Source organism: Hyphomicrobium sp. MC1, from assembly GCF_000253295.1.
Lineage (GTDB): Bacteria > Pseudomonadota > Alphaproteobacteria > Rhizobiales > Hyphomicrobiaceae > Hyphomicrobium_B.
The window spans coordinates 3652312-3677170 of record NC_015717.1; the positions used below are offsets into that span (position 1 = coordinate 3652312).

A 24859-nucleotide genomic window follows, 5' to 3' on the forward strand; every position below is an offset into this window, starting at 1 on the left:
GGGCTTATTTTTCTAGAAACTGGCGTACATGCGGCCGCGATTGAGAAGGCCCGCAGGATCGAACGCCGACTTGATGCCACGTGTCAATCGCTCGATCTCGGGCTTCAACGGCTCGAACACGTCGACGCTGCTGCGAACCTCGGGTTCGGCGCGGATCAAGGTTGCATGACCGTCGCGAACGGCGACGGCGCGGCGCACGTCGGCAGCGCCTGCGTCGGCGGCGGCTGGGACTTCCAGCCAGATCATGCCGCCCGACCAATCGTAGAAGGCAACGGCTGGCATGAATTTCTGAATCGCGAAGACGATCTCGGCGGCCTTCGTCGGTAATGACGAAATACGCCACAACGCGGTCTCGGTCGAGAAAGGCATGATCGACAGCGCGCGAAATTCGCTCCAGAGACCGAACGAATCTTCGGAATCGAGTTCGACTGGCGCGCCGTAGACCTTGAGCGCAGCCTTCAGCTTTTCCTTGCGCTCATCGATGGTGGCCGCAAACGTTTCAAGTCGTAGCAGCGTCAATGACTGGTCTAGGCCTCTCAGCTTCGGCGTTCGGAGGCGCGCGGCACAGTTCTTCGGAAGATGGACGGCGCCGGAAACCTCCAGCGGCGTACTCAGCGCGACGTTCAGCGCTTCGATGGCGAGATCGTCAGGCAGGCCGACAAACGCCAACGTCTGCATCGTTTGTGGGATCGGCGCGACCTTGAACGTCAGTTCCGTCATAACGGCGAGGGTGCCCCAACTTCCGGTCAGGCCGCGCGCGACGTCCAATCCCGTGACGTTCTTCATCACGCGTCCGCCCGACTTAAACAGCTCGCCGCGACCGTTGACGGCGCGCACGCCCAAGAGGTTATCGCGCGCGCTACCAGCCGAAATACGGCGAGAGCCAGAGAAGTTCGTGGCGAAGACGCCCCCGATCGACAGCGCGCCTCCTGGAGCCCCTGTCGCCGGACCGAGGTCGATCGGCTCAAACGCCAGCATCTGGCCGCGCGCCGCCAACACTGCTTCGATCTCGTAAAGCGGCGTGCCGGAGCGCGCCGACATGACGAGTTCGGTCGGCTCGTAGAGCGTGATGCCTTTCAGGCCCGACGTCGTCAGTACGACATCGGATTTCGCGACTCGGCCGGTGTTGCGAAGCGCGCCATGACCGACGACTTCGATGCCGCGCTGCTCGCGCACGAGCTTGGCGATCATGGATTGCAATTCCCACTCGGCGGCGGGACGCCAAAGTTCGCTCACAGCCAATGATCTCCTAGGCGGCCTCGGGCGCGCTTGCGGCATTTCCGGCGCGCATGACGTCGGTATAGGCGAGCGGGAAAACCTTCGCCTGGTTGAGCCGCCACGTCGGGTCGAAGACGGTTTTAACGCGCATCTGGACCATCAGATCCGTCTGCGAAAATTGCGTCGCCATCAGCTCGCGCTTCTCGATGCCGACGCCATGTTCACCCGTGAGACAGCCGCCGAGTTCGACGCAGAGCTTTAGGATAGCTTCTCCCGCCAGCTCGGCCTTGTCGGCCTGTTCGGGATCGTTGGCGTCGTAGAGAACGAGCGGATGCAGATTGCCGTCACCGGCGTGGAAGATGTTGGCGACCTTCAGGCCGTATTCGGCGCAGATCTGGTTGATACGCGTCAAGCAGTGCGGAAGCTGCCCGAGCGGAATGGTGCCGTCCATGCAAAGGTAATCGGCGACGCGGCCAATGGCGCCGAACGCCGCCTTACGGCCCGCCCAGATGCGGGCGCTTTGCTCGGGATCGGCGCTGATCTTGACTGTCTTGGGATCGAAGCGGGCTGCGATTTCGGCGACGCGGCCCAAGAGGATGCCGATCTCACTTTCGGAACCTTCCACCTCGACGATGAGCAAAGCTTCGACGTCTAACGGGTAACCGGCGCCCGCGAATGCTTCGCAAACTTCGATGGCCGCGCGATCCATGTATTCGATGGCGACCGGAATGATGCCGGCGGCGATGATGGCCGACACGCAACTGCCTGCGGCTTCCGGCGAGCGGAAGCCGATCATCATCGGACGGGCGCCTTCCGGTGCGGGGACGAGCTTCACCGTCGCCTCGGTTATGACACCGAGCTGACCTTCAGAACCGATGACGTAGCTCAACAGGTCATAGCCGTTGCGTTCGAGCGTCGTGCCGCCGATCTCGACGATGGTACCGTCGATCAGGACCATCTTCACGCCGAGAATGTTGTGCGTCGTGACGCCGTACTTCAGGCAGTGCGCACCACCAGAGTTCATCGCGATGTTGCCTGCGAGCGAACAGGCCAATTGCGACGACGGGTCCGGCGCATAGAAGAAACCTTGCTTGGAGACCTGCGCCGTAATCTGCAGATTGGTAATGCCGGCTTCGACACGCGCGATGCGATTGGCGCCGTCGATCTCGATGACGCGGTTCATCTTCGAGATACAGAGAACGATGGAATCTTCCGTCGGCAGCGAGCCGCCGCAGAGCGATGTTCCGGCGCCGCGCGGAATAACTTTGACGTCGTTTTCGTGGCAAAACTTCAGGATCTTGGAGACTTCCTCGGTGGTGCGCGGCAGCACGACGAGCATCGGCACGCGGCGGTAGGCGGTGAAGGCATCCGTCTCGTAGGCGCGGCGGCCTTCCTCGTCGAGGATCAGAAGGTCTTTGCCGACGCGCGCTTTCAAGCCTTCCACCAGGATCGGCAAGCGGCGGATGACGCCGGCATCGGGCTCAGGCAGCTCGATATGCGGCATCGTCGTTCGTCTCCACGTTGGTCTTCAGGGTGCTGTTTCGAGGTCGCGGACGACAGCCGTTCGGCGCCGCTCAACAGCGTTAAGCATCCTCGCACGTGTGTTCGCGACCGGCAATATGGCCGCACGCCAGCGACCACAGCCATTGATGGGTCAGCGAAAGCTGCCCCAACGCCCGGTTCCGCCGAGCCAGCGCGGACCTCTCGGGTCGCGGAAATCGCGTGGCGGGCCGCGTCGCTCCGGCGGCTCCCTCATTTCCGGCGGCGGAGGAGGGCCGCGGTGATCACGGAAATCGTCAGGTCCGCGGCCTTCGCGAATGCCACGATTGAACCGCCCGGCGGAGAAACACTGGCTGATGCAGGCTTGCAGTTGTGCGTCGCAGCGCGGCGTATACAAAAGCTTGGTCGCCATGCGGCAGGCGTTGTGCTGCGAGCGGCAGGCTATGGCACAAGGATCGGCCTTCGCTGCGTTTCCGGCAAAGGCGAAGAAGATCAGGACAGCCAGAACAGCCATCCCCCCCATCCTCATCGATGCCAACCGCAACCGCGACACGTACCGCCTCCTCAAACCTGGCCTAGGTGCTGGGCGGCTGGTCCTAAGCAAACCGGGGAGGCTAATGCGCCGACCATGAACACGCGCTGAACCGCACGCTGTCGAGGGGTGCGGTCAGAACGCAAGCTCTTCGAAAATATGATCAATATTGTTCTGCCATTCCCCCGAATAGCGCCGAAGCAGCTCATCAGAAACCGTCTGGCCATTGCCGGCAATTTTCTCAAGCGGTGCCAGATAGATCGTTTCGTCCTGATTCTTAGCGTTGATGCGACGCCGATTTTTGAGACCGGTGCGCGAAATGCGCAATACCCGCAACGCCAACGTCCTTACCGTCTCGGTACGAAACGGGGTCGCGAGCCCTGTCTTCGGGACGCCGACACGCAGAGCTTCGCGTTCTTCTTCGCTCCAATCGCGAACCAGCTCCCAGGCCTGAGCGAGCGCGTCTTCGTCATAAAGGATTCCGGTCCAAAACGCGGGAAGCGCGGTAATCGTCCCCCAGCGTCCACCATCCGCACCACGCATTTCTAGAAAACGTTTGAGGCGAACTTCCGGAAAAAGCGTGGTGAGATGATCCGCCCAGTCGTCGATGGTTGGCAGCTCGCCTTCGAAGCCCTTCAGGCGGCCCGCCATGAAATCGCGGAACGAAGACCCAGCGACGTCGATGTAATTGCCGTCGCGGTAGACGAAATACATCGGCACATCGAGGGCATAATCGACGTAACGCTCGTAGCCCATGCCGTCTTCGAATGCGAAGGGCAGCATGCCGGTGCGCCGCTTGTCGGTATCGAGCCAGACGGCGCTACGCATCGACTGATAACCGTTCGGCTTGCCTTCGGTGAAGGGCGAAGACGCAAACAGTGCCGTTGCGATTGGCTGCAGCGCCAGCGAGACGCACAGCTTCTTCACCATGTCGGCTTCGGAGGCGAAATCGAGGTTCACCTGAATGGTCGCGGTCCGGAACATCATGTCGAGACCACGGCTGCCGACGGTTGGCATGTAGTGCGCCATGACCTTATAGCGCTTCTTCGGCATCATCGGGATCTCATCGAGGCGCCACTTCGGCGTGAAGCCGACACCGAGAAAACCGATGGCGAGATCTTCGCCGACGCGGAGGACTTCGCGCAGGTGCTCGTCCGTTTCGTCCGCGGTTTCATGCAGCGTTTCGAGCGGCTGACCGGAAAGCTCGAACTGGCCGCCGGGCTCCAAGCTGATCGTACCGCCCTTCTCGCCCTCGGGCCGCTTCAAGGCGATGATGTTGTCGCCTTCCTTGATGGCGACCCAACCATAGCGCTGGATGAGCGCTTCCATCAGCGCGCGGATACCATCCGAACCGCCGTAAGGCACCGGCTTCAGCGTGACGGTGCGAAAGACGAATTTCTCGTGCTCGGTGCCAATACGCCAATCGACCTTCGGCTTCTCGCCCGCTGCGATCCAGCGCACGAGATCGTCGCGCGTCTCAATCGCCGCGCTGGCAGCACCTTGTTCTCGTGTCGACATGCCCGAGCGGCCCAGCTTCCTATTCCGACGCGGGCAGACCCGCAGCTTGAGCCTTATGGCGAGGTGCGAGGGGGACGGCAATAGGTTCGGCTGCGTCACCCTAGTCGCGGCGCCAATCCCCAAGTGTGGCATTGACAAGCGCCAGAACTGCGACGGCAGCGGTGTCGGCGCGCATGATTCTCGGGCCGAGCGACAGCGACGTCACGAATGTCTTGCTGACGAGGCGCTCGCGCTCGCGTGGCGAAAACCCGCCTTCCGGGCCGACCAGGACGGCGAGCGGGCCCGGTTCGAGCTTTTGCAGAGTGGCAATAGGGTCGTTTTCCTGATCCTGCTCATCACAAAACACGATGCGTCGGCTGGCATCCCAGGCATCCAAAACGTCGTCGAGCCTGACTGGCGTCTGAACTTCTGGTACTCGAAGGACGCCGCACTGCTCGGCCGCCTCGATGACGTTGGCCTGCATCCGCTCGCTGTTAACCCTCTCGGCGATGGTCCGCTCCGTGATCACAGGCCGCAGCCGAGCGACCCCCATCTCGGTTGCCTTCTGGACCATGTAATCGAGCCGGGAACGCTTTAGCGGAGCGAAAAGATAATCGACGTCCGGGCCGCTTTCCTGCGGCCGCGCTTGGTCGTCGACGGTCAGAGCACCGCCGCGCTTGTGGGTTTCGCTGAGGCTCGCAACCCACTCACCGTGCCGGCCGTTGAAGACCAAAAGCCGGGCGCCGAGCTTCAGCCGCAAAACCGCCGTCAGGTAATGGGCTTGCGCGGGCTCCAGCTCGACGCGCCCGCCTGGGGCGAGATCGGCGTCAACAAACAGTCGTTCTGAGGTCAAGTCTCTGATGGCCATGGTGCGGTCTTATCGAAGCCGCGCGCGCAGTCAAATTCATCGCAATCGGATGGTCGTGTTGCTTCAATGACGGAGGCCGGATAGGTCTTGCGGATTAGGCTAAGGAGAAACTGAAGTTGACGATGGGTGCCGCGATTTCGCCCGAGCCGCCAGCAAGTGTTGCCGATGCACCGCAGAAAAACTGGGTCGATCGCTGGGCTCCGGCATCCTGGCGGCCGTTCCTTCGGCTTGGGCGATTCGATCGCCCGATCGGCACGTGGCTGCTGCTTTTCCCCTGCCTTTGGTCGCAAGCGCTGGCGCAGGTGAACTCAGGCGACCACTATCCCGATCTCACCTATGTCCTGCTGTTCGCCATCGGTGCGCTGGCGATGCGCGCCTCGGGCTGCGCCTATAACGACTACGTCGACCGCGATATCGACGCCCGCGTGCAACGAACGGCCAGCCGGCCGCTGGCGTCCGGGCAGATCTCACCGGCGGCTGCGCTTGCGTTCATCATCATATCGGCCCTCGTCGGCCTCGCCGTGCTCGTGCAGTTCAATAGCTTCACGATCTGGCTGGCGATCGCGTCGCTGCTGATCGTTGCCGTTTATCCGTTCGCGAAACGGGTGACGTCTTATCCACAGATCGTTCTCGGGCTGGCGTTCAACTGGGGAGCGCTCGTCGGCTGGGCGGCGATCAAAGGTTCAATCGGACTGCCTGCCCTGGCGCTCTATGCGGGCTGCGTGTTCTGGACGGTCGGTTACGACACGATCTATGCGCATCAGGACAAGGAAGACGACGCGCTGCTCGGGCTGGGCTCGACGGCGTTGAAGTTCGGCGAGGACACGGTTTCCTTCGTCGGCGGCATGTATGCGCTGGCGGGCGTGATGTGGCTCGTTGCAGGTGCACTCGCGGGCGCCCACCTCGTCTACTTCCTCGCCGTGGTTTTGGTTTTCCTGCAAATGTCGTGGCAGGTCTCGACGCTCGATATCGGCGATCCGGCAAACTGCCTGCGCCGCTTCAAGTCCAATCGCGACGTCGGGCTGGCGCTGCTCGCGGGGCTTGTCGCGGATATGGCCCTATCGTGGTTCGCGGGCCTTAGCTGAATGCAAAAAAATAACGCGGCGTGAGAAGGGACACCTCACGCCGCGCTATTCGGTCTCACTGTTGACTTTTCGAGCCGCTCAAGACGGGCATTGATCGTTATCCTGGCAGAATTTTCTTCCGATCGGCTTAATAAATAGCGTAAACAAATACTTATTCTGAATTCGCGACTTTCCCGGGCCATGGCGGACGGTTTGCGCCGTTGACGGTCCCGGAACGACGCGGTTTCTAGGAATCTCGCGGGAGCAACCTTCAGGAGTCGACAGCCGTCCATGTCCAAGTCCACATCTTCACCCGAGTCTGCGCCTCAGCTTCTGCACCTCGTGTTCGGCGGTGAACTGAAAACCCTGAACGGCCACGAATTCCGCGAACCCGACAGTCTGGATGTCGTCGGCATCTTCCCCGACTATCCGTCAGCTTACGCTGCCTGGAAAAGCGCGGCCCAGCGCTCCGTCGACAACGCCATGATGCGCTATTTCGTCGTTCCGCTGCATCGGATGCTCGACTTCTCACAGCCGACAACTGCCGCGACGTGACGGATCTCCTGAAGAAAGCCGAGAAGAAACCGCGGCCGAAGCTCCGGCTCGATGCCGCCTCGCGCGCGCTGCTTGCGCGGTTCGTGCGCGATTGGGTATGGCCGCGTCGCTGGCAGCTCGCCTGGACGCTTTTCCTCACGACCTGCCTCGCTGCCGTCACAGGCGGCTATCCGGGCGTCATCAAGAAATCGTTCGATCTGTTGATGGGCGGCAAGCCCGGCGCCCTGCCCTACGTTCTGGTTGCCATCGTCGGAATCACGCTCGCGCGTGCGACGTTGCTGTTTCTGCAGGCGGTTGCGACAAGCCGGTTCGTGCTGCGCATGACCTCGGACATGCAGAAGATGGCGTTCCGTCATCTCATCAACGCCGATTTCGCGCGCCTCTCGCGCGAGACGCCGGGGCGGCTTATGTCGCGGCTGACGAACGACATCGGTTTCATTCAGAGCGCGCTGACGGCGACGCTGAACTCGATCTTCCGCGATACGTTTTCGGTCATCGCGCTCGTCATTGCGATGCTCTATCTCGACTGGGCGATGACGCTCATCGTGTTGGGCGTCTATCCGCTGGCCGCCATTCCCGTTGCCTCGATCAGTCATCGGCTGCGTCGCGTCGCCAAGCAGACGCAAAGTGGCCTCGGCGACATGACATCGCTGCTGACTGAGAAGCTTTCCGGCGCCCGGCTGATCAAATCGTTTCAGCTCGAAAACTATGCCGCCGACCGGCTCGATTCGATGTTCGAGCAGATCTATTCGCTGCGGATGAAGTCCGTCCGGACGCGGGCGAGGATGGATCCGATCCTTGAGGTTCTGGGCGGCGTTGCGATTGCGGGCGTCGTGGGCTTCGCATATTTGCGCATTTCGCAGGGCATCTCTTCGGTCGGCGATTTCATGGGTTTCGTGACGGCGCTAATGATGGCCGCGCAGCCGATCAAATCGCTCGGCAATTTAACGGGGCGCCTGCAGGAAGGCCTTGCCGCCGCGGAAAGTTTCTACGGCCTCATCGACGAACTGCCGTCGATCACGGACAAGCCCGGCGCGAAGACGCTTGCTATTTCAAAAGGCGAAATCGCGTTCCGCAACGTCTCGTTCGCCTACGACAAGACGTCCGAGGAACGGGCCGTGCATGGGTTCACGCTCGACGTGCCGGGCGGATCGACGATCGCGCTCGTGGGCCGCTCGGGCGCCGGAAAATCGACGATCATCAACCTCGTGCCCCGGCTCTTTGACGCGACTGAAGGGCAGATCCTGATCGACGGCCAGGACGTCATGGATGTCACCCTCAAATCGCTGCGCGATCAGATCGCGATCGTCAGTCAGGACATCACGCTTTTCGACGATACGATCGAAGCGAACATCCGCCTCGGGCGGCTCGGCGCGAGCGAGGCCGATATCATTGAAGCTGCGAAGGCCGCTGCCGCGCACGACTTCATCATGACGCTGCCCGACGGCTACAAGACGATCATCGGCGATCGCGGCAGCCGACTTTCGGGCGGACAACGTCAGCGTTTGGCGTTAGCGCGCGCGATCCTGAAGAATGCGCCGATCCTGCTGCTCGACGAAGCGACGAGCGCGCTCGATAACGAGAGCGAGCAGCTCGTGCAGGAAGCGCTGGCGAAATTCACCCGCTCGCGCACGACGCTCGTCATCGCGCATCGGCTTTCAACGGTACAGAATGCCGACGTCATTTGCGTGATGGACGGCGGCCGCATCGTCGAACGCGGCAGGCATTCAGAATTGATTGCGCGAAACGGTTCTTATGCGCGGCTCAACCGCTCGGCGAGCGGTCCGCAGGCGATGATCGCCAATTGATATCGCATAATGCCGATGCCAGTCGGCGCGAAGCTACTCGCGGCGAAGGATGCCATTGACGAGGCGGTTGGCCCAGCCGCGCGCCTTGAACGTCGTGCTGACCTCGCGGGCGTCATAAACGGTGTTGACCCAATCCCAGAAGCCGATGCCTGTCTGTGCCTCGGCTTCGAGATAACGATCGAAGACCGCATCAATCACTCCGGTGTCGGCACTCCGGATGTGTCCGTAGCGAAACGAAAGCTGGTCAACGGCTTCGCGAATCGGAACACCGTCGTGGATATGACGCACCATGACGCTCATCAGGCCGGCGCGGTCGGCACCCGACTTGCAGTGCACCAGAATCGGAAATTCGACCTTTTCCAGCAGATCCTTGATCGACTGGAACTCGGCGCGCGTCGGCGCGGCGCGCGAACGCAACCGCAAGTCCGCGAGGGCGATGCCGTGACGCGTGCACGCCCGCTGCTCCAGCCAGCGCGTCCCGAAAGACTGCTCAGGCCCGCGTAGATTGACGACAGTTCGGATTCCTCGCCGCGCGGCCCAGGAAATGTGGTGCGGAGCAGGTTGTGCGGAACGCCAGACGTCTTTGGAGATGTGATGGCGATTGTTATATAGGATGCGAACGATGCCATAATCGATAAATAGCATCTCAGCGTAACAAAGCGCCGGCGCAAATCTGGAACGCATCCAGGGTGGCGAGGCGTGCACCGCATTATGCAATAGCGCACCGCTCTTGCGTCGCAATCCGCGTTTTGCCTGCTTAAGGAGGCTTGCCATCAGGAGTTGTCTCGATGCTCCCGATTAGCGGGCAGCCCTTCTATAATTTCACCAGCGACGGCTCGGGGGATCATGTTCGTTTACAAAACGCCATAAAAAGCCACGCCCGTTCGCAATTGAACTTGCTAGTTATTCGCTATAGCAACGTGCTGCAAGGGGCTTGAAGAACCACGTCCTGCGTCGCGCACAACCTTCCGCTTACCTCACAATTAAGGCAGCCCCTGCTCGCATGGCCAAAATCAATAAGCAGCTTATGCGGCTAGGCGGACAAACCGCTGCTCGTATCATTCGGCTCGTTGCCAAATCCTCGACCGTTATCCACGAACCGCCGGACCTGATGAAGCGTCTTAGCGAGGCGCATCCGTGCATTGCGGCGTGTTGGCACGGCCAGTTCATGATGGTTGCAACGCTGCGGCCGGAGAATGTGAAAATTGCAGCAATGGTCGCACGCCACGGCGACGCGGAAATCATTAGCGAAACGCTCCAGGCCATCGACGTTCAGCTGATTCGCGGCGCGGGCGCCGGCTACCGAAAAAAGGATCGGGGCGGAGCATCGGCGCTCAGATCGTCGTTGCAGGCTCTTTTGGACGGCTCGTCGGTCGTCATGACCGCGGACGTGCCGCCGGGACCGGCGCGGGAGGCGGGCGCCGGCATCATCGCCATCGCGAAAATGTCGGGACGGCCGATCGTGCCTATTGCGGTGGCAACAAATCGGTTCGCATCCTTCGATACCTGGAGCAGGCTGACGATCAATCTGCCGTTCTCGCGGTTGGCAGCGGTCGCCGGTGATCCTATCATTGTTCCGGGCACAGCGACGGACGAGGATGTGGAAGCCAAGCGTCTCGAACTGGAGACTGCGCTCAATGCCGCTACTCTACGGGCTTACGAACTCGCGGGGGCCGATATCACACGGGCAACGCCACTCGATGTGCTCGCTGCGGAAACACCTCCGGCGCCGGGGATGGCTCTGAAGACCTATCGCCTTGGAACGGCGGTGTTGCGGCCGGCCGTGCCGCTGCTACTGAACTTGCGCGGCAAGCGCGGCAAGGAAGATCCGGACCGGCGCGGCGAGCGGCTGGGCTTCGCAGGCAGGCCGCGGCCCGAAGGCCAGGTCGTGTGGATACATGCCGCGAGCGTCGGCGAGACGAACGCCATCCTGCCGTTGATCGACAGCATTCTCGGGGCAAATCCGCACGTTCATGTGCTGCTGACGACGGGCACCAGGACGTCGGCCGAGATTGCCGCGAACCGGCTGCCTGAGCGCGCCGTGCACCAATACGTGCCGCTCGACGTGCCGCAATACGTGAAGCGCTTTCTCGATCACTGGAAGCCGTCGCTGGCGATTTTCACGGAATCGGACATCTGGCCCAATCTCATTCTGGGCACGTCGGAGCGTCATATTCCGCTGGTGCTCGTCAATGCGCGCATGTCGCCGCGCAGTATCCGCCGCTGGCGGAAATATGCCGCTGTCGGACGGCCGCTGTTCTCGCGCTTCGCTGCCGTGCTGGCGCAGAACTCGCAAATCGCGCGCGCTGTGAAATGGCTCGGCGCGCCGAACGTCATCACGGCCGGCAACCTCAAGATCGATGCACCGCCGCCGCCTGTTGATGCCGCCACACTGGCATCATTGCGCAACGCTGTCGGGCAACGACCGCTGTTTCTCGCAGCGAGCACGCATCCGGGCGAAGACGCGATGATCGCTGCAGCACATTCGCTGATCCGCCGCGAGATCGACGGCCTGCTGACGATCATCGTGCCGCGGCATCCCGAACGCGGCAGCGGGCTTGCCGCTACGCTCGGCGGCCTTGGCCTCAGGACGCAACTTCGCACGCGCTCGGCGGCACCAGAGAGCGACACGGAGATCTATATTGCCGACACGATCGGCGAGCTTGGCGCGTTCTATTCGATTTCGCCGGTGGCGCTCGTCGGCGGATCGCTGGTGGAACATGGCGGACAAAATCCTATTGAAGCCGTGCGGCTTGGGTCGTGCGTACTGACGGGGCCATTCGTCTATAATTTCCGTGATGCTTATTCCGCTCTGTTCCGCGAAGGGGGGGCGGTCGAGGTCCGTTCGTCCGACGACATCGCAAAGCAAGTAACGATGCTGCTCGAAGACCAATCGGCGGCGAAACGCATGCGCGTCGGCGCCGACCTTGCGCTGCAATCGCTGAGCGGCGCGCTGGCAAAAACGCTCGGCGCCATTCAGCCTCTGCTCGAAAAGAAGCAGGCCTGAGCCGTGCCCGTCTCGGAACCGAGATGGTGGTACGGGCGGAGCGAAACGTGGAAAGCATCGCTGCTTTCGCCTATCGCCGCTATCGTCGGCGCCATTGCACGGCAACGCATTCTTAACGCCAGGCCTTACCGCTCCCCGCTGCCCGTCATCTGTGTCGGTAACTTCACGGCAGGGGGCTCGGGTAAGACGCCGCTGGCGTTGCTGCTGGCGAAGATGATCGCGGCCGAGGGCCGCGAGCCGCGGTTTCTGTCGCGCGGCTACGGCGGCAAGCTTGAAGGTCCGCTTCGCGTCGATCCCGAACATCATAGCGCCGACGACGTTGGCGACGAGCCGTTGCTGCTCGCGCGCGCATTTCCGGCTTTCATCGCCCGCGACCGCCGTCAGGGCGCGAAGATGATCGAGGCGATGGCATCCGCCAATGCCGTCATCATCATGGACGACGGGTTGCAGAACCCGGCGCTGGCGAAGGATCTTTCGATTGCCGTCGTCGATGCCCAACGGGGATTTGGCAACGGCCGCGTTATTCCGGCCGGACCGCTGCGCGCGCCGCTGGCCGTGCAAGCACCGCTGGTGCAGTTGGTGATGCTGATGGGCGGCGCGGCGGACGCCGACAATCCCGCCGCGCGAACGATCCGCAAGCTGACGGATGTGCCGATCATCGCCGCACGGACGCAAGCTGACGAAACCGCCGCGCGCTTTCGCGGTCAAAGGGTCGTGGCTTTCGCTGGCATCGCCAATCCGGATCGGTTTTTTTCGACGCTGGAACAGACGGGCGCGGATGTCGTCGCAAAGCGGGCATTTACCGATCATCACCCGTTCAGCGAGGCGGAGGCGCGCGGTCTTCTCGATGATAGAGAGCGTCTCGGCGCCATGCTTGTGACCACCGAGAAGGATCTCGCCCGGCTTAGTGGTCGCTCAGGATTTTGTGCCGATCTCAAAAAGCGTTCGCAAACGCTGGCCATTGCGACGGTGATCGAAGGTGACGGCCTTGAAATTTTGCGGCAATCCTTGCGCTCTGCGCTCGGGCGGTAATGCCGGCGAAGGTCGGCACCCAGTCAAGCATCCGCATGCGCGGTATCTCGATTGCCTGGATCCCGGCCTGCGCCGGGACGACGACGGTGGAGAAACTGGAAAGCTGGCTCAGCCGTTCTGAGCGTCGTCGTTTTCCTTGGCTTTCAGCTCAAGGTAGCGCTGCACCGAAATTTCCGGCGAGGCGTAGGCTTCCTGGGCGTCGACGCTCCAATAACGCAGATCCGGCAGGGTGATCGGCTGACCCGTGACGGCACAGCGCACGAAGTCGCCGGGCGACAGGACTTCGAATTCGCCATCCAGATAGCGAATTTTAGCTTCGTTGCGCAGACCAAAAAATTTCTCGATGCGGTTCATTCGTTTCCGAGCCGTGATCCCATTCTGCCGCCGATATCATCTGCAATCGGATAATCCGGGCGGATGCGAACTATAATCTACTTCAAGCCTTTTAAAATAGTGAGCCTTGCCCGCCTCGCCCACTCGACTTTTGTCGCGGCGTTTTAACTTTGCTCGACGTCGGATTGGAAACGTCAGGCGTTGCGGAGGATACGTCGGAGCCGTTTACCGTGGCGCCGACCCGGCCGTCGGAAAACTCAATATTCAGAACGTCGCCAGCGACGAGAGAGGCGGCTTGACGCACCATATGCCCGGCTTCATTGCGCACGAGGGCAAAGCCGCGAGACAGAACGCTCTGATAGCCCAAGGACTTGAGCAGCGCCGCACGGCCTTCGAGAACGCGGCGGCTCACCGCGACGCGATTGAGTAAAGCCCGTCCAGCGCGGCGTTCCAGGCCATCGAGCCGCTCGGCACATCTGGAATGCTTCTGAACTATCGGTGCAGGCGACAGGCGGCCGCTGACGCGGGCGAGCCTAGTTGCATGGGCGCGGGTGTTGGCCAGCAGCGCGCGTGACAATCGGCGGTCGGCGGCATCGAAACGCTGCCGGGGCAAGGCGACCAAATCCTGAAGCTTCGGCAGGCCACGTGCCGAGGCCTTCAGATGCGTGCGGGCACTCTCGATGGCACGGCGCACGGCTGTCCGCTTGCGCAGCATCAGCTTTTCGACGTTTTCGATCAGCTCGGAATACTTCGGCACCGCCCACTCGGCGGCCTTCGTCGGCGTCGGCGCACGGGCGTCGGCAACGAGGTCGATCAAGGTCCAATCGGTTTCGTGACCGACAGCAGAGATGAGCGAAATTGTGCTTTCGGCAACGGCGCGCACGACGATCTCTTCGTTGAAGCTCCAGAGATCTTCGAGGCTGCCGCCACCGCGCGCGACGATCAGCACGTCGGGGCGCGGGATGGTGCCATCTGCTTCAAGGGCGTTGAATCCACGAATAGCGGCGGCGACCTCCGCAGCGCTGCCTTCGCCTTGCACACGCACCGGCCAAAGCAGGACACGCGTCGGGAAACGCTCGTTGAAGCCGTGCAGCATGTCACGGATGACGGCGCCGGTCGGCGACGTCACGATGCCGACGATCTTCGGCAAAAACGGACGCGGGCGCTTGCGGTCTTCGTCGAATAAACCCTCCGCGGCGAACTTGCGCTTGCGTTCTTCCAAGAGCGCCATCAGTGCGCCAGCGCCGGCCGGTTCCAGCGCTTCAATGACGATCTGATATTTCGATGAGCCGGGGAACGTCGTGATCTTGCCTTGCGCGACGACTTCCATGCCTTCTTCCGGCTTGAAACGCAGGCGGCCGAACGTGCCCTTCCAGACGACGGCCTCGATCTTCGCTTTGTCATCCTTTAGGGCAAAATAGCAGTGGCCGGACGCGTGCGGCCCGCGATAGCCCGAAATTTCGCCGCGAAGGCGCACATAGCCAAAACCCTCTTCCAGCGCGCGCTTGATGGCGCCTGACAGCTCGGAAACGGAAAATTCGGGCGCATTAGCGCCGGAACGGGATTCGCGCGTGTTTGGAATGGAATTCAAGAGTTTACCGTTCTCTTTGGCAGTCTTGCTTGTTTCGCCGCCGATGCTACACGGGGATGCTACACTGACAACCGGATTGCAACAGGCGACCTGATGAATGTCCTTCTTCTCGGCTCCGGCGGCCGCGAGCATGCGCTCGCCTGGGCGTTGAGCGCGAGCCCCCTCTTGACGAAACTCTTCTGCGCACCGGGCAACGCCGGAATTGCTGAGGTGGCGCAATGCATTCCGCTCGATCCTGCGAACCAGGACAGCATCATTGAATTCTGCCGCGATGAGCGCATCGAGCTCGTGGTGATCGGGCCGGAAGCGCCGCTCGTGGCCGGATTGGGAGACGCGCTCGGTGATGCCGGCATCCGGTATTTCGGGCCGACGAAAAGCGCGGCGCAACTCGAAGGGTCAAAAGGCTTCACCAAAGATCTTTGCCGTAAAGCCGGTATTCCGACAGCGGCTTATGGCCGTTTCATGGATCTCGACGCGGCGAAAACGTATCTGGCATCGCAGAGCGTTCCGATCGTGATCAAAGCGGACGGGCTTGCGGCCGGTAAAGGCGTCGTCATTGCGGAAACACGCGCCGATGCCGACGCGGCCGTCGAAGCGTGTCTTGGAGGCGCATTCGGTGCAGCGGGCGCCGAAGTCGTCATCGAGGAATTTCTGGTCGGCGAAGAAGCGAGCTTCTTCGCACTGTGCGATGGCGTCACGGCGCTGCCGCTTGCATCGGCGCAGGATCACAAGCGTGTCGGCGACGGCGACACCGGCCCCAATACGGGCGGCATGGGGGCTTATTCGCCTGCGCCCGTCATGACGACTGAAATGACCGAACGCGTCATGACAGAGATCATCAACCCTACGGTCAAGGAAATGGCTGCGCGCGGCATGCCGTTCAAGGGCGTTTTGTTCGCGGGCCTGATGATTACGGCAACGGGGCCGAAGCTCATCGAATACAATGTCCGCTTCGGCGATCCTGAGACGCAGGTTTTGATGATGCGGCTCAAATCCGATCTGCTTGCCGCATTGCTCTCGACGACGGACGGCGTGCTCAAATCCTTCGATATGCGCTGGAGCGATGACGCGGCTTTGACGGTCGTGATGGCAGCGAACGGCTATCCCGGCACGCCGCAGAAAGGCACCGAGATAAGAGGCCTTGATCTTGCAAAAGCCGTTCCGAATGTCGAAATCTTCCACGCCGGGACGCGCCGCGACGGAGACCGCGTCATTGCCGACGGCGGCCGCGTTCTGAACGTGACGGGGCGCGGCAAAACCGTGAAGGATGCGCGCGACGCTGCTTATGCGGCGATCGCCAAGATTGACTGGCCGGGCGGTTTCTATCGCAGGGACATCGGCTGGCGTGCTTTGGAACGCCAGAAGACGTAAGCGGGATCGGACGACAGCGGGGCATGGCGAAGACACTCGAAACTTCGGCGGGCAACGGTAAGCTCCCTGCGCGCAAACCGACGATCGGGCTGGCGCTCGGTGGCGGCGGGGCGCGCGGACTTGCCCATATCGCCATGCTCGAAGCCTTCGACGAACTCGGGATCAGGCCGAACGTTATCGCCGGAACCTCGATCGGCGCGGTCTACGGCGCAGCGTATGCGTCAGGCATTTCGGGCCGCGATTTGCGTGAGCACACGCGCTATATTCTTTCCCAGCGGTTTGGGCTCATTCGCGATCTTTTCGTGCGTCGCGCGCAGCCGTTCTCGCAGTTTCTGAACCTTTTTGGCGCGCGCAACGCCATTCTCGATCCGCTGGCCGTGCTCGACATGATCCTTCCGAATGAGGTGAAGGAAACATTCGCCGACTGCGAAATTCCGCTGAAGATCGTGGCGTCCGATTTCTACGATCAGGAGCAGAAGGTCTTCACCGATGGACGACTTCGTCTGGCGGTCGCGGCGAGCATGGCGCTCCCGGTTATTTTTCAGCCCGTCATTCAGGATGGCCGCGCATTGATCGACGGCGGGCTTACGAACCCGCTGCCGTTCGATCTGTTGCTGCCCGAAGCCGATATCGTCGTCGCCATCGATGTTTCCGGAGCTCCTGTGCCTGATCCGAGGCGCGTGGCGCCGACGGCATTCTCGGCACTCTTTTCGAGCGCGTTTCTATTCGAGCGGACGATCATCAAAGAGAAGCTCAAGACGCGGCAGCCGGACATTCTGATCTATTCGGGGACCAGCCAGTTCCAGGTGCTCGATTTCCTCAAATGCGACGATATCCTAACTGCCGCCGAGCCCGCAAAAGAGCGTCTGAAGCAACAGCTTTCGCGCGTGCTGTCGGTCGAGACGCTGCCGGTGCTTGAGGGCAGCGACATCGAGGTGCGCACGATCCAGCGTCCTGAACGGCGAAAACGCCGCCTGCTGCCGCGCGTCCGCAAGGAACAGTAGTAAAGCTCTAAAGCTCGCTTCAACACCGTCATCCCGGCGCAGGCCGGGATCCAGACAAATCGAGACACCGCCCTGCGGATACTTGACTGGGTGCCGACCTTCGTCGGCATGACGGTGGGACATGGAGACAAAAGACGCCTCAATCACGCCGGGCGGCGAAGAAGTCTTTCAGTAGCGCGCTCGCGTCGGCCTCGGCGAGGCCGGGGTAAATTTCGGGGGCGTGATGGCACGTGGGCTGGCTGAAGATACGCGCCCCCTGCTCGATGCCGCCGCCCTTGGGGTCGCTGGCGGCGTAATAGAGCCGCTTCACGCGTGCGAAGGAGATCGCCGTGGCGCACATCGGACAGGGTTCGAGCGTAACGTAAAGGCTGCAGCCGATAAGGCGTTCATCGGCCAATTCGGCGCAGGCGGCGCGGATGGCGAGCACTTCGGCGTGGGCGGTCGGGTCGTTCAGCTCGCGGGTGCGATTGCCTGCGCTGGCGAGAATGCGACCGTCGGGCGAGACAATGACGGCGCCAATCGGCACCTCGCCGCGCGCGGCTGCGGCTTCCGCTTCGGAAAGCGCGCGTGCCATATGGCTTACGGCGTCCTTCGATGTCATAAGCTCGCTTCGCTCCTCATAGCTCGAATGTGATGATGTCCAACGCACCACGATCCAGGCCCAAACCCTCCGGACCGAAACCGTCCGGCCCAAAAGCGTCGGAGCCAAAAGCGTCTGGCCCGAGACAATCCGGGCCAAAGCGCTCCAAGCCGCCGGAACCGGCCACCGTGCCTCCCCCCGCGAACCGCGACGGGCCGATGCGCATCGCAAAAGCGATGGCGCGTGCAGGGCTCTGCTCGCGCCGAGAGGCCGAACGCTGGATCGCCGATGGGCGCGTCAGCGTCAACGGCAAGCTGCTGAAGACGCCGGCCATTGAAGTCAAACCCGGCGACAAGGTGATCGTCGACGGCAAGCCGCTGCCCAGCGCCGAGCCGCCGCAGCTTTGGCGTTACCACAAGCCGAAGGGCATCGTCACGACGCATTCGGACCCGGAAGGCCGCCCGACGGTGTTCGACAAGCTGCCTCCCGAGATGCCGCGCGTGATCTCCGTCGGGCGGCTCGATTTCAATACGGAAGGGTTGCTGCTCTTAACCAATGACGGCGCGCTGGCGCGGCATCTGGAGCTTCCGGCAAATGGCTGGGTGCGGCGCTACCGGGTTCGCGCCAAAGGCCGCGTTTCGCCCGACGATCTCGCCAAACTTAAGGACGGTGTCACCATCGACGGCGTGAACTACGGCCCGGTCGAAGCGCAGGTCGATAGCGTGCAAGGCGCCAATACGTGGCTGACGATTGCGATCCGCGAAGGCAAGAACCGCGAAGTGCGCAACGTGCTTTCGCATCTGGGCTTGACGGTGAACCGGCTGATCCGCGTCTCGTTCGGGCCGTTTCAGCTTCTCGATCTACAGCCGGGGGCCGTCGAAGCCGTTCGCCGCAAGGTGCTGATCGCACAGCTCGGACCGCGCACGTCCGAAGCACTCGGGCTGTCGGAAAGCCAGGCACAGCGCAAAGAACGCCACGCACGCGGCAAGGCGGCGAGCGAGGCCGACGACAGATGAGAGTTGTCGCCGGACGGTTTCGAGGCCGGGCTTTGCAGGCGCCGGACGATATGAGCATTCGTCCGACGTCCGACCGGGTGCGCGAGAGTGTTTTCAACATTTTGACCCACGGCATCGAGGGTTTTTCGCTGAACGGCGCGCGCGTGATTGATCTCTTCGCCGGAACGGGCGCGCTCGGCATCGAGGCCGTGTCGCGCGGGGCAGCGTATTGCCTGTTCGTCGAGGACGCACCGGACGCCAGGGCGCTGATCCGCAAGAACGTCGAAGCCATGGGCCTCACTGGCGAGACGCGCATCTTCCGGCGCGATGCGACCGATCTCGGGCCAGCCGGCAATATGGAGCCGTACGAGCTCGCGTTTCTCGATCCGCCTTACGGCAAAGGCCTTGGCGAGAAAGCGCTAGCCGGACTTGCCGAGGGCAAATGGCTGACGCCCGGGGCAATCTGCATGCTGGAAGAACGCGCCGGAACGGACGTTGCTATTCCGGCGGCGTTCGAACTGCTCGATACGCGGACCTACGGCGACACCGACGTGCGATTTTTGAAGTTCGCAGCGGCGGCGTGATCCGTCAGGCGAATGCGCCTTCGGCCAGTCCAAGCGCATACGCGCGGACGTCTTTGGGCCAGCTTTCGATCTGCGCCGCGAAGCGGTCTGCGTCGCCAGCGAAAAGCGCGCGGCTCGCTTCTTCGAAGCCCGGCAGATTACCCGCCATCGCCGACATGAAGCGATAGACGCGCTCCCGTGCCACGCGCGGCGTCTCGGTGGCCGCCGTGGTGCGCCTCGCCTCGTCGACGAGTTTGCGGATTGCAACCGACGCGCCGCCCGGCTGTTTGGCGAGCCAATCCCAATGCCGCGGCAGCAGCGTCACCTCGCGGGCGACGACGCCGAGCTTCGGGCGGCCCGGTCCGCGGCTGATGTCAGCCGCCGGTGCCGACGGCGGAGTTGCAGCGGGCTGCTCGCCGCTGTCGCGCACATCGAAATCGGTCTGATTGCCGGTGGCATCATCGAAGACGAGCAACGACGCGTGCGGCTGGCGTTCGAGGTGCTTCTTGATGGCTTTGATTACGCAGGCGCGCGTGCCGGACGCAAAGCGGCGGCTGCCGTCAAAGGCGCTGAAGGAGTCAGTCATTTCGGTATTCCCAATTGCGATTGGGCCGAATATTACCCGGATTAAAACTGCCGTCAATATATCCGGATAAAATTAAATGGGTTGGGCTAACGACGCTGCGGATTTCGCCCGCCATCCGGCCACGCCGTAAAACAGGATGTAGAGGTAGCTCGGCACGGCGAGCAGCAGGTACGCCAGCTGAAAATCGACGTGCTCCTTCAGCAGACCGAACGCGTAGGGCATCAGCGCGCCGCCCGAGATCGCCATGATGAGGAAGGCCGAGCCGGTTTCGGTGTGGCTGCCGAGACCGCGGATCGCAAGCGGGAAGATCGCAGGCCACATCATGGCGTTGGCGAAGCCCAGCGCGGCAATGAAGGCGACGGATGTGTAACCGCTGGTCAGGTACGCACCGACCGTCAGGATGACACCCAACGCAGCCGACACCGCCAGATAGCTTTGCTGCGAAATGAAGCGCGGAATGACGAGCAGACCGGCGACATAACCGATCAGCATCGCGAAGAGCGTGTATGATGTGAACAGCCGCGTCGCCGAGATGGGCAGGCCGAAGCCCGCGCCGTAGAGGCCGATAGCGTCACCCGCCATCACCTCGACGCCGACGTAGAGAAACAGGCACACCACGCCGAGCCAGAGATGCGGGACGGCAAAGACGCTGCGCATCTCTCCGCTGTTGACTGCGGGTTCCGGCCGGACATCCGGCAATTTCGAGCGCGCAATCCAAACACCGAGTAGCGCGAGCATCAGCGCCATCAACAGATAAGGTGCGTGGACGCGCGCGGCGAAGGCATCCAGAAGGGCTTCTCGCGCCTCATGTGTCGGCGCCTTGGCGACGTCGGTGTCGAATGTCTCGACGTCTTTCAGCACGAGCGCCGCGAAGATGAACGGCGCGATGACGCCAGCGAACTTATGGCAGATGCCCATCACTGCAATCCGTCGCGCGGCGCTTTCATGCGGACCGATGATGCAGACGTAGGGGTTCGACGCCGTCTGCAACAGCGATAGGCCCGCGCCGGTGATAAACAGCCCTGCCAGCGCACCGGGATAATCGCGCATCGTCGTGAATTGACCGAACAGCACCGAGCCCGCCGCCATGATGTAGAGGCCGAGCGCCATCCCCTGTTTCATTCCCGTGCGCCTCAGAATGGCGGACGCGGGCAGCGCCAGGAAGAAATACGACAGATAGAACGCCATCGGCACGAGGAAAGCGTTGACGTCGTCGAGGGTGAAGGCGAGTTTGACGAAAGTGATGAGCGGGCCATTCAGCCACGTCACGAACCCGAAGATGAAGAACAGCAGGCCGATCGTCAGGATACCTCTGACGCCGCCAGTGCTGCCGTCTGGGGATATCTCCGGACTCCTGTTATTCAAATCCCACTCCAAAGGCCCCTTTTGCTACGCCGACGCCATTCACCAGGGCGTAGCGCTAAGACATGGCAGCAACTTGAGAATCCCCATTTCCCCGTCAAAGTTAGCAGATCCGGCGACGCGGCGCCGCACCTATCGAAAGCGCGAAAATGCACGCATTTCTGTACGGAAGCTTTTGATTTTCACGAACTGGCGTACTATGTCGAACGCATGAAAAAGGGTGCTTGACGAAAGTATACTTTTTCTGAAAACTACTAGCTGATAACCCGACTGGGTATCCGATGCCGGGGCCTTGAACCCCGTTTGATTGGAGCCGCAATTGATCGTTTGTTCGTGCGCCGTAATCACTGATCGCGACATTGATGTTGCGGTTTCCGAAATCATGAGCACGGGTCCGGCCATTCTGCCGACTCCTGGCGTGGTTTTTCGCCATCTCAACAAGAAGATGAACTGCTGCCGCTGCGCGCCGCTGACGGTTTCGGCCATTTATGCCGCCATGGACCGGCTTGAGACGACCACACGCATCTGTCCGTTTGCACTGGCTGAAGCGCGCGCACGCCTTATCCGCATCGAAGAGCGCCGTGAGCGCCGCCAGCGCCGGATCGACGCGGAAATTGCAGAACGTCGTGCGCAGAGACGCCGCGCGGTCGCGTAACACTCTGAAAAATTTGGTGCCTTTGCAAAGGCGCGAGAAATCTCGCAAGCCTCTGGTTAAACTCGTTCTAATCCGCTAGTTGTCTACTTTAGAATGTTTCTGGATTTCCAGGACGGAAGCATTCGGAGATAACATTTGGCACGGAGCGGCGCCATGAAGGGCAATAAAGACGTCATCACCCGTCTCAATGAGGCATTGAAGCTCGAACTGGGCGCCATCAACCAGTACTGGTTGCATTATCGCCTCCTGGACAACTGGGGTTTTAAGAAGCTCGCCAAGAAAGAGCGCAAGGAATCGATCGAGGAAATGGAGCACGCGGATCGCCTGATCGACCGCATCATCTTCCTCGACGGCCACCCGAACCTCCAGCACGTCGCACCGCTGATGATCGGCGAGAACCTCAAAGAAGTTCTGGAATGCGATCTCAAGGGTGAGAACATCGCCCGCGATCATTACAAGAAATCGCGCGAGATCTGCCGCGACGTCGGCGACTACGTCACGATGCTGCTGTTTGAGGACCTTCTGAAGGACGAAGAAGGTCACATCGACTTCCTCGAAACGCAGCTCGACCTTCTCTCCAAGATTGGTGTCGAGAACTACGGCCAGCTCAATGCTGAGCCCGCAAGCGACGACGATCACTGATAAGTTGGCGCTTGCGGCACGCTTTCCGCGCGCCGGCCGCAAGCGCATACCTTCCCACTTGTCATCCTCGGGCTTGTCCCGAGGATCCGTTTCCCACCAACCTCGATGCAGGATGGATCCTCGGCATAAAGCCGACGACGACAAACTCTGCATCCACACCACCGTCATGCCGACGGAGGTCGGCATCCAGGCCATTGGCAGCACTTGCGCCGTTTATGGTTGACTGGATCCCGGCCTTCGCCGGGATGACGCTTGGTATCGCTCAGCGCCGTCCAAATAGCCGTTCGATGTCGGTGAGTTTGAGCGCGACGTAGGTCGGGCGGCCGTGGTTGCATTGGCCGGAATAGGGCGTCGCTTCCATCTGGCGAAGCAGTGCGTTCATCTCTTCGACAGTCAACCTTCGCCCAGAGCGCACGCTGCCGTGGCAGGCCATGCGGGAGGCCACGCTATCGAGGCGATCCTTCAAAGCGCGCGGCGCGCCATCCGCCCGTATTTCGGCGGCGAGATCTTTCACCAAGCCTTCGACGTCGGTATCGCCCAACAGCGCGGGCGTTTCGCGCACGGCGACCGCCCCCTCCCCGAAGCTTTCCAGCACAAGGCCGAGTTCGGTAAGCTCGTCGGCGCGATCCGCCAACAACGCAGCGTCGTCGGCATCGAGTTCGACGATCGCCGGAATGAGCAGGCCTTGCGTGGCGACGCCGCCATTCGCCAGGGCGGTTTTCAATCTCTCATAGACAAGACGCTCATGCGCGGCGTGCTGATCGACGATGACGAGGCCATCGCGCGTTTGCGCGACGATGTAATTCTCGTGCACCTGCGCGCGAACAGCGCCGAGCGGCTTGTCGATCGTGTGCTCGGCGACGGGGGGCGCGTGCATGACCGGCGCATTGGCACTTGGCGCATCGAAAACGGCGAACGGCGAGGGCGTGGTTTCCGCGAAAGCCGGTGGACGCGCGGGTGACGGCATCCAGGCGTAATCCGAAGGCATCTGAGGGGAATACTGTTGAGCCGCGGCATTCGGCAGAACGCCCGTCGCGAAACTCTCGACCGTCAGCACGCCGCCTTGCGCCGAGGCACGATGGCCCGCGGTCGCCAATGCGTCGGCCAGCGCACGCACGAGCATGGCACGGACACGGCCAGAATCACGGAACCGCACTTCGGCTTTGGCCGGATGCACGTTCACATCGACATCCGACGGCGCGACGTCGAGAAACAGCGCCAGCAGCGGCGAGCGTCCGCGCGGAATGAGATCGCCGTAGGCTGCACGGACCGCGCCGATCAGCAGCTTGTCCTTCACCGAGCGGCCGTTGACGAACAGGAACTGCTGCGCGCTATCGGGCCGGTGCAGCGTCGGCAAGCCAGCAAAGCCGAAGACACGCATAGGCGCAGACGCGCCGCTCGCCGCGCCGGAGACTTCAAGCGCGTCGATCATGAACTCGCGCCCCATGATGGCGCCGATACGTTCGAGCCAAGCAGCCGAGGAGCGATCGCCTTGCGCGAAAACCGTTGGACGCTTTTCGCCCGTTTGCAGTGTGAAGCCGATGTCAGGATGCGCCATCGCCAAACGGCGGACGACGTCGGTCACGGCCATCGCTTCGGCGCGCTCGGATTTCAGAAACTTCAGGCGCGCAGGCGTCGCGGAGAAAAGATCTCGGACCTCGACGACCGTACCGCGATTGACTGCCGACGGCGCTACGGGTGCTTTGGCGCCACGTGTGACGGCAATGGCCGAGCCTTGCGCGACGCCGTCCGTGCGCGAACGTATCTCCAGCCGCGCGATTGAGCCGATGGACGGCAGCGCTTCGCCGCGAAAACCCAGCGAGCGGATGTCGAACAGATCTTCTTCGTCGAGCTTCGAAGTCGCGTGACGTTCGACGGCGAGCGCGAGATCATCCGGGCTCATCCCGGAGCCATCATCGGTCACACGGATGAGCGACAGCCCGCCGCCCGAGACAACGACCTCGATGTGCGTTGCGCCGGCGTCGATGGCGTTCTCGACAAGCTCTTTGACGACGCTCGCCGGACGCTCGATCACCTCGCCCGCGGCGATGCGATTGATCGTTTCTGGCGATAGCTGCCGGATCGCCACCTTGAAC

23 protein-coding genes are annotated in these 24859 nt (G+C 62.0%); 11 read left to right on the top strand and 12 right to left on the bottom strand.

The window, feature by feature from the left end; all coding sequences use genetic code 11:
- Positions 1-12: 12 nt before the first annotated feature.
- The 5 genes from HYPMC_RS17635 to HYPMC_RS17655 all read right to left on the bottom strand — a co-directional run bounded on the left by HYPMC_RS17635 (position 13) and on the right by HYPMC_RS17655 (position 5615).
- A complete protein-coding gene (locus tag HYPMC_RS17635; protein ID WP_013949419.1) occupies positions 13-1236 on the bottom strand; it encodes an FAD-binding protein in 1224 nt (407 codons plus the stop codon).
- A gap of 13 nt (positions 1237-1249) precedes the next feature.
- Positions 1250-2722: an FAD-binding oxidoreductase gene (locus tag HYPMC_RS17640; protein WP_013949420.1), complete on the bottom strand. Its 1473-nt coding sequence runs from the start codon at positions 2720-2722 to the stop codon at positions 1250-1252.
- A 150-nt stretch (positions 2723-2872) separates the two neighbouring features.
- Positions 2873-3232, bottom strand: coding sequence for a hypothetical protein (locus HYPMC_RS17645; protein WP_024276378.1), 360 nt, complete (start codon positions 3230-3232; stop codon positions 2873-2875).
- Between the two features lie 153 nt (positions 3233-3385).
- A complete protein-coding gene (locus tag HYPMC_RS17650; protein WP_041300348.1) occupies positions 3386-4768 on the bottom strand; it encodes a glutamate--cysteine ligase in 1383 nt (460 codons plus the stop codon).
- Between the two features lie 100 nt (positions 4769-4868).
- Complete coding sequence (locus tag HYPMC_RS17655; protein WP_013949423.1) at positions 4869-5615, bottom strand: 16S rRNA (uracil(1498)-N(3))-methyltransferase; 747 nt, start codon at positions 5613-5615, stop codon at positions 4869-4871.
- A gap of 122 nt (positions 5616-5737) precedes the next feature.
- Here HYPMC_RS17655 and ubiA point away from each other — a divergent pair, with 122 nt between their 5' ends.
- The 3 genes from ubiA (at position 5738) to HYPMC_RS17670 (ending at position 9042) form a co-directional block, all read left to right on the top strand.
- Positions 5738-6700 (top strand): 4-hydroxybenzoate octaprenyltransferase, encoded by a 963-nt coding sequence (gene ubiA, locus HYPMC_RS17660; RefSeq protein ID WP_013949424.1) that lies wholly within the window; start codon positions 5738-5740, stop codon positions 6698-6700.
- A 270-nt stretch (positions 6701-6970) separates the two neighbouring features.
- Positions 6971-7234 (top strand): DUF4170 domain-containing protein, encoded by a 264-nt coding sequence (locus tag HYPMC_RS17665; RefSeq protein WP_013949425.1) that lies wholly within the window; start codon positions 6971-6973, stop codon positions 7232-7234.
- On the top strand, positions 7231-9042 hold the full coding sequence (locus HYPMC_RS17670; RefSeq protein ID WP_013949426.1) for an ABC transporter ATP-binding protein: 1812 nt from the start codon (positions 7231-7233) through the stop codon (positions 9040-9042). The genes HYPMC_RS17665 and HYPMC_RS17670 overlap by 4 nt, the downstream gene beginning before the upstream one ends.
- Positions 9043-9075: 33 nt before the next feature.
- Here HYPMC_RS17670 and HYPMC_RS17675 read toward each other — a convergent pair whose 3' ends face one another.
- Positions 9076-9816, bottom strand: a complete 741-nt coding sequence (locus HYPMC_RS17675) for a tyrosine-protein phosphatase (RefSeq protein WP_013949427.1) — start codon at positions 9814-9816, stop codon at positions 9076-9078.
- A 229-nt stretch (positions 9817-10045) separates the two neighbouring features.
- Between HYPMC_RS17675 and HYPMC_RS23420 the strand changes: the two genes are divergently transcribed.
- The gene (locus HYPMC_RS23420; protein WP_013949429.1) at positions 10046-12049 is read left to right on the top strand and encodes a glycosyltransferase N-terminal domain-containing protein; all 2004 of its coding nucleotides are present in this window, start codon (positions 10046-10048) and stop codon (positions 12047-12049) included.
- A gap of 3 nt (positions 12050-12052) precedes the next feature.
- Entirely contained in the window at positions 12053-13081 is a 1029-nt protein-coding gene (gene lpxK, locus HYPMC_RS17685; RefSeq protein ID WP_013949430.1) for a tetraacyldisaccharide 4'-kinase, read from the top strand.
- Between the two features lie 108 nt (positions 13082-13189).
- Here the strand turns inward: lpxK and HYPMC_RS17690 are convergent, their stop codons facing one another.
- Together HYPMC_RS17690 and xseA are read right to left on the bottom strand one after the other, a co-directional pair.
- On the bottom strand, positions 13190-13435 hold the full coding sequence (locus tag HYPMC_RS17690; RefSeq protein WP_013949431.1) for a DUF2093 domain-containing protein: 246 nt from the start codon (positions 13433-13435) through the stop codon (positions 13190-13192).
- A 91-nt stretch (positions 13436-13526) separates the two neighbouring features.
- Positions 13527-15005 carry an exodeoxyribonuclease VII large subunit gene (gene xseA / locus HYPMC_RS17695; protein WP_024276382.1) on the bottom strand — a complete coding sequence of 493 codons (1479 nt, stop codon included), beginning with the start codon at positions 15003-15005 and terminating at the stop codon, positions 13527-13529.
- 93 nt (positions 15006-15098) lie between these two features.
- Here xseA and purD point away from each other — a divergent pair, with 93 nt between their 5' ends.
- Together purD and HYPMC_RS17705 are read left to right on the top strand one after the other, a co-directional pair.
- On the top strand, positions 15099-16376 hold the full coding sequence (gene purD, locus HYPMC_RS17700) for a phosphoribosylamine--glycine ligase (RefSeq protein ID WP_013949433.1): 1278 nt from the start codon (positions 15099-15101) through the stop codon (positions 16374-16376).
- A gap of 23 nt (positions 16377-16399) precedes the next feature.
- Entirely contained in the window at positions 16400-17380 is a 981-nt protein-coding gene (locus HYPMC_RS17705) for a patatin-like phospholipase family protein (RefSeq protein ID WP_013949434.1), read from the top strand.
- Positions 17381-17519: 139 nt separating this feature from the next.
- Here HYPMC_RS17705 and HYPMC_RS17710 read toward each other — a convergent pair whose 3' ends face one another.
- Positions 17520-17981: a nucleoside deaminase gene (locus HYPMC_RS17710; protein WP_013949435.1), complete on the bottom strand. Its 462-nt coding sequence runs from the start codon at positions 17979-17981 to the stop codon at positions 17520-17522.
- 197 nt (positions 17982-18178) lie between these two features.
- Here HYPMC_RS17710 and HYPMC_RS17720 point away from each other — a divergent pair, with 197 nt between their 5' ends.
- Both HYPMC_RS17720 and rsmD read left to right on the top strand, forming a co-directional pair.
- Entirely contained in the window at positions 18179-18976 is a 798-nt protein-coding gene (locus HYPMC_RS17720) for a pseudouridine synthase (protein ID WP_024276384.1), read from the top strand.
- Entirely contained in the window at positions 18973-19539 is a 567-nt protein-coding gene (rsmD, locus tag HYPMC_RS17725) for a 16S rRNA (guanine(966)-N(2))-methyltransferase RsmD (RefSeq protein ID WP_013949437.1), read from the top strand. Before HYPMC_RS17720 ends, rsmD begins: the two co-directional genes overlap by 4 nt.
- Positions 19540-19543: 4 nt before the next feature.
- Here rsmD and HYPMC_RS17730 read toward each other — a convergent pair whose 3' ends face one another.
- Together HYPMC_RS17730 and HYPMC_RS17735 are read right to left on the bottom strand one after the other, a co-directional pair.
- Positions 19544-20104 carry a DUF2239 family protein gene (locus HYPMC_RS17730; RefSeq protein WP_013949438.1) on the bottom strand — a complete coding sequence of 187 codons (561 nt, stop codon included), beginning with the start codon at positions 20102-20104 and terminating at the stop codon, positions 19544-19546.
- A 72-nt stretch (positions 20105-20176) separates the two neighbouring features.
- Positions 20177-21469: a sugar MFS transporter gene (locus tag HYPMC_RS17735; protein ID WP_013949440.1), complete on the bottom strand. Its 1293-nt coding sequence runs from the start codon at positions 21467-21469 to the stop codon at positions 20177-20179.
- A gap of 316 nt (positions 21470-21785) precedes the next feature.
- Here HYPMC_RS17735 and HYPMC_RS17740 point away from each other — a divergent pair, with 316 nt between their 5' ends.
- Both HYPMC_RS17740 and bfr read left to right on the top strand, forming a co-directional pair.
- On the top strand, positions 21786-22121 hold the full coding sequence (locus HYPMC_RS17740; RefSeq protein ID WP_013949442.1) for a bacterioferritin-associated ferredoxin: 336 nt from the start codon (positions 21786-21788) through the stop codon (positions 22119-22121).
- Positions 22122-22274: 153 nt separating this feature from the next.
- Positions 22275-22763: a bacterioferritin gene (gene bfr / locus HYPMC_RS17745; RefSeq protein ID WP_013949443.1), complete on the top strand. Its 489-nt coding sequence runs from the start codon at positions 22275-22277 to the stop codon at positions 22761-22763.
- Positions 22764-23025: 262 nt separating this feature from the next.
- On the opposite strand, the gene mutL is transcribed toward bfr, so the two are convergent.
- Positions 23026-24852: a DNA mismatch repair endonuclease MutL gene (mutL, locus tag HYPMC_RS17750; protein ID WP_013949444.1), complete on the bottom strand. Its 1827-nt coding sequence runs from the start codon at positions 24850-24852 to the stop codon at positions 23026-23028.
- Positions 24853-24859 lie beyond the last annotated feature (7 nt).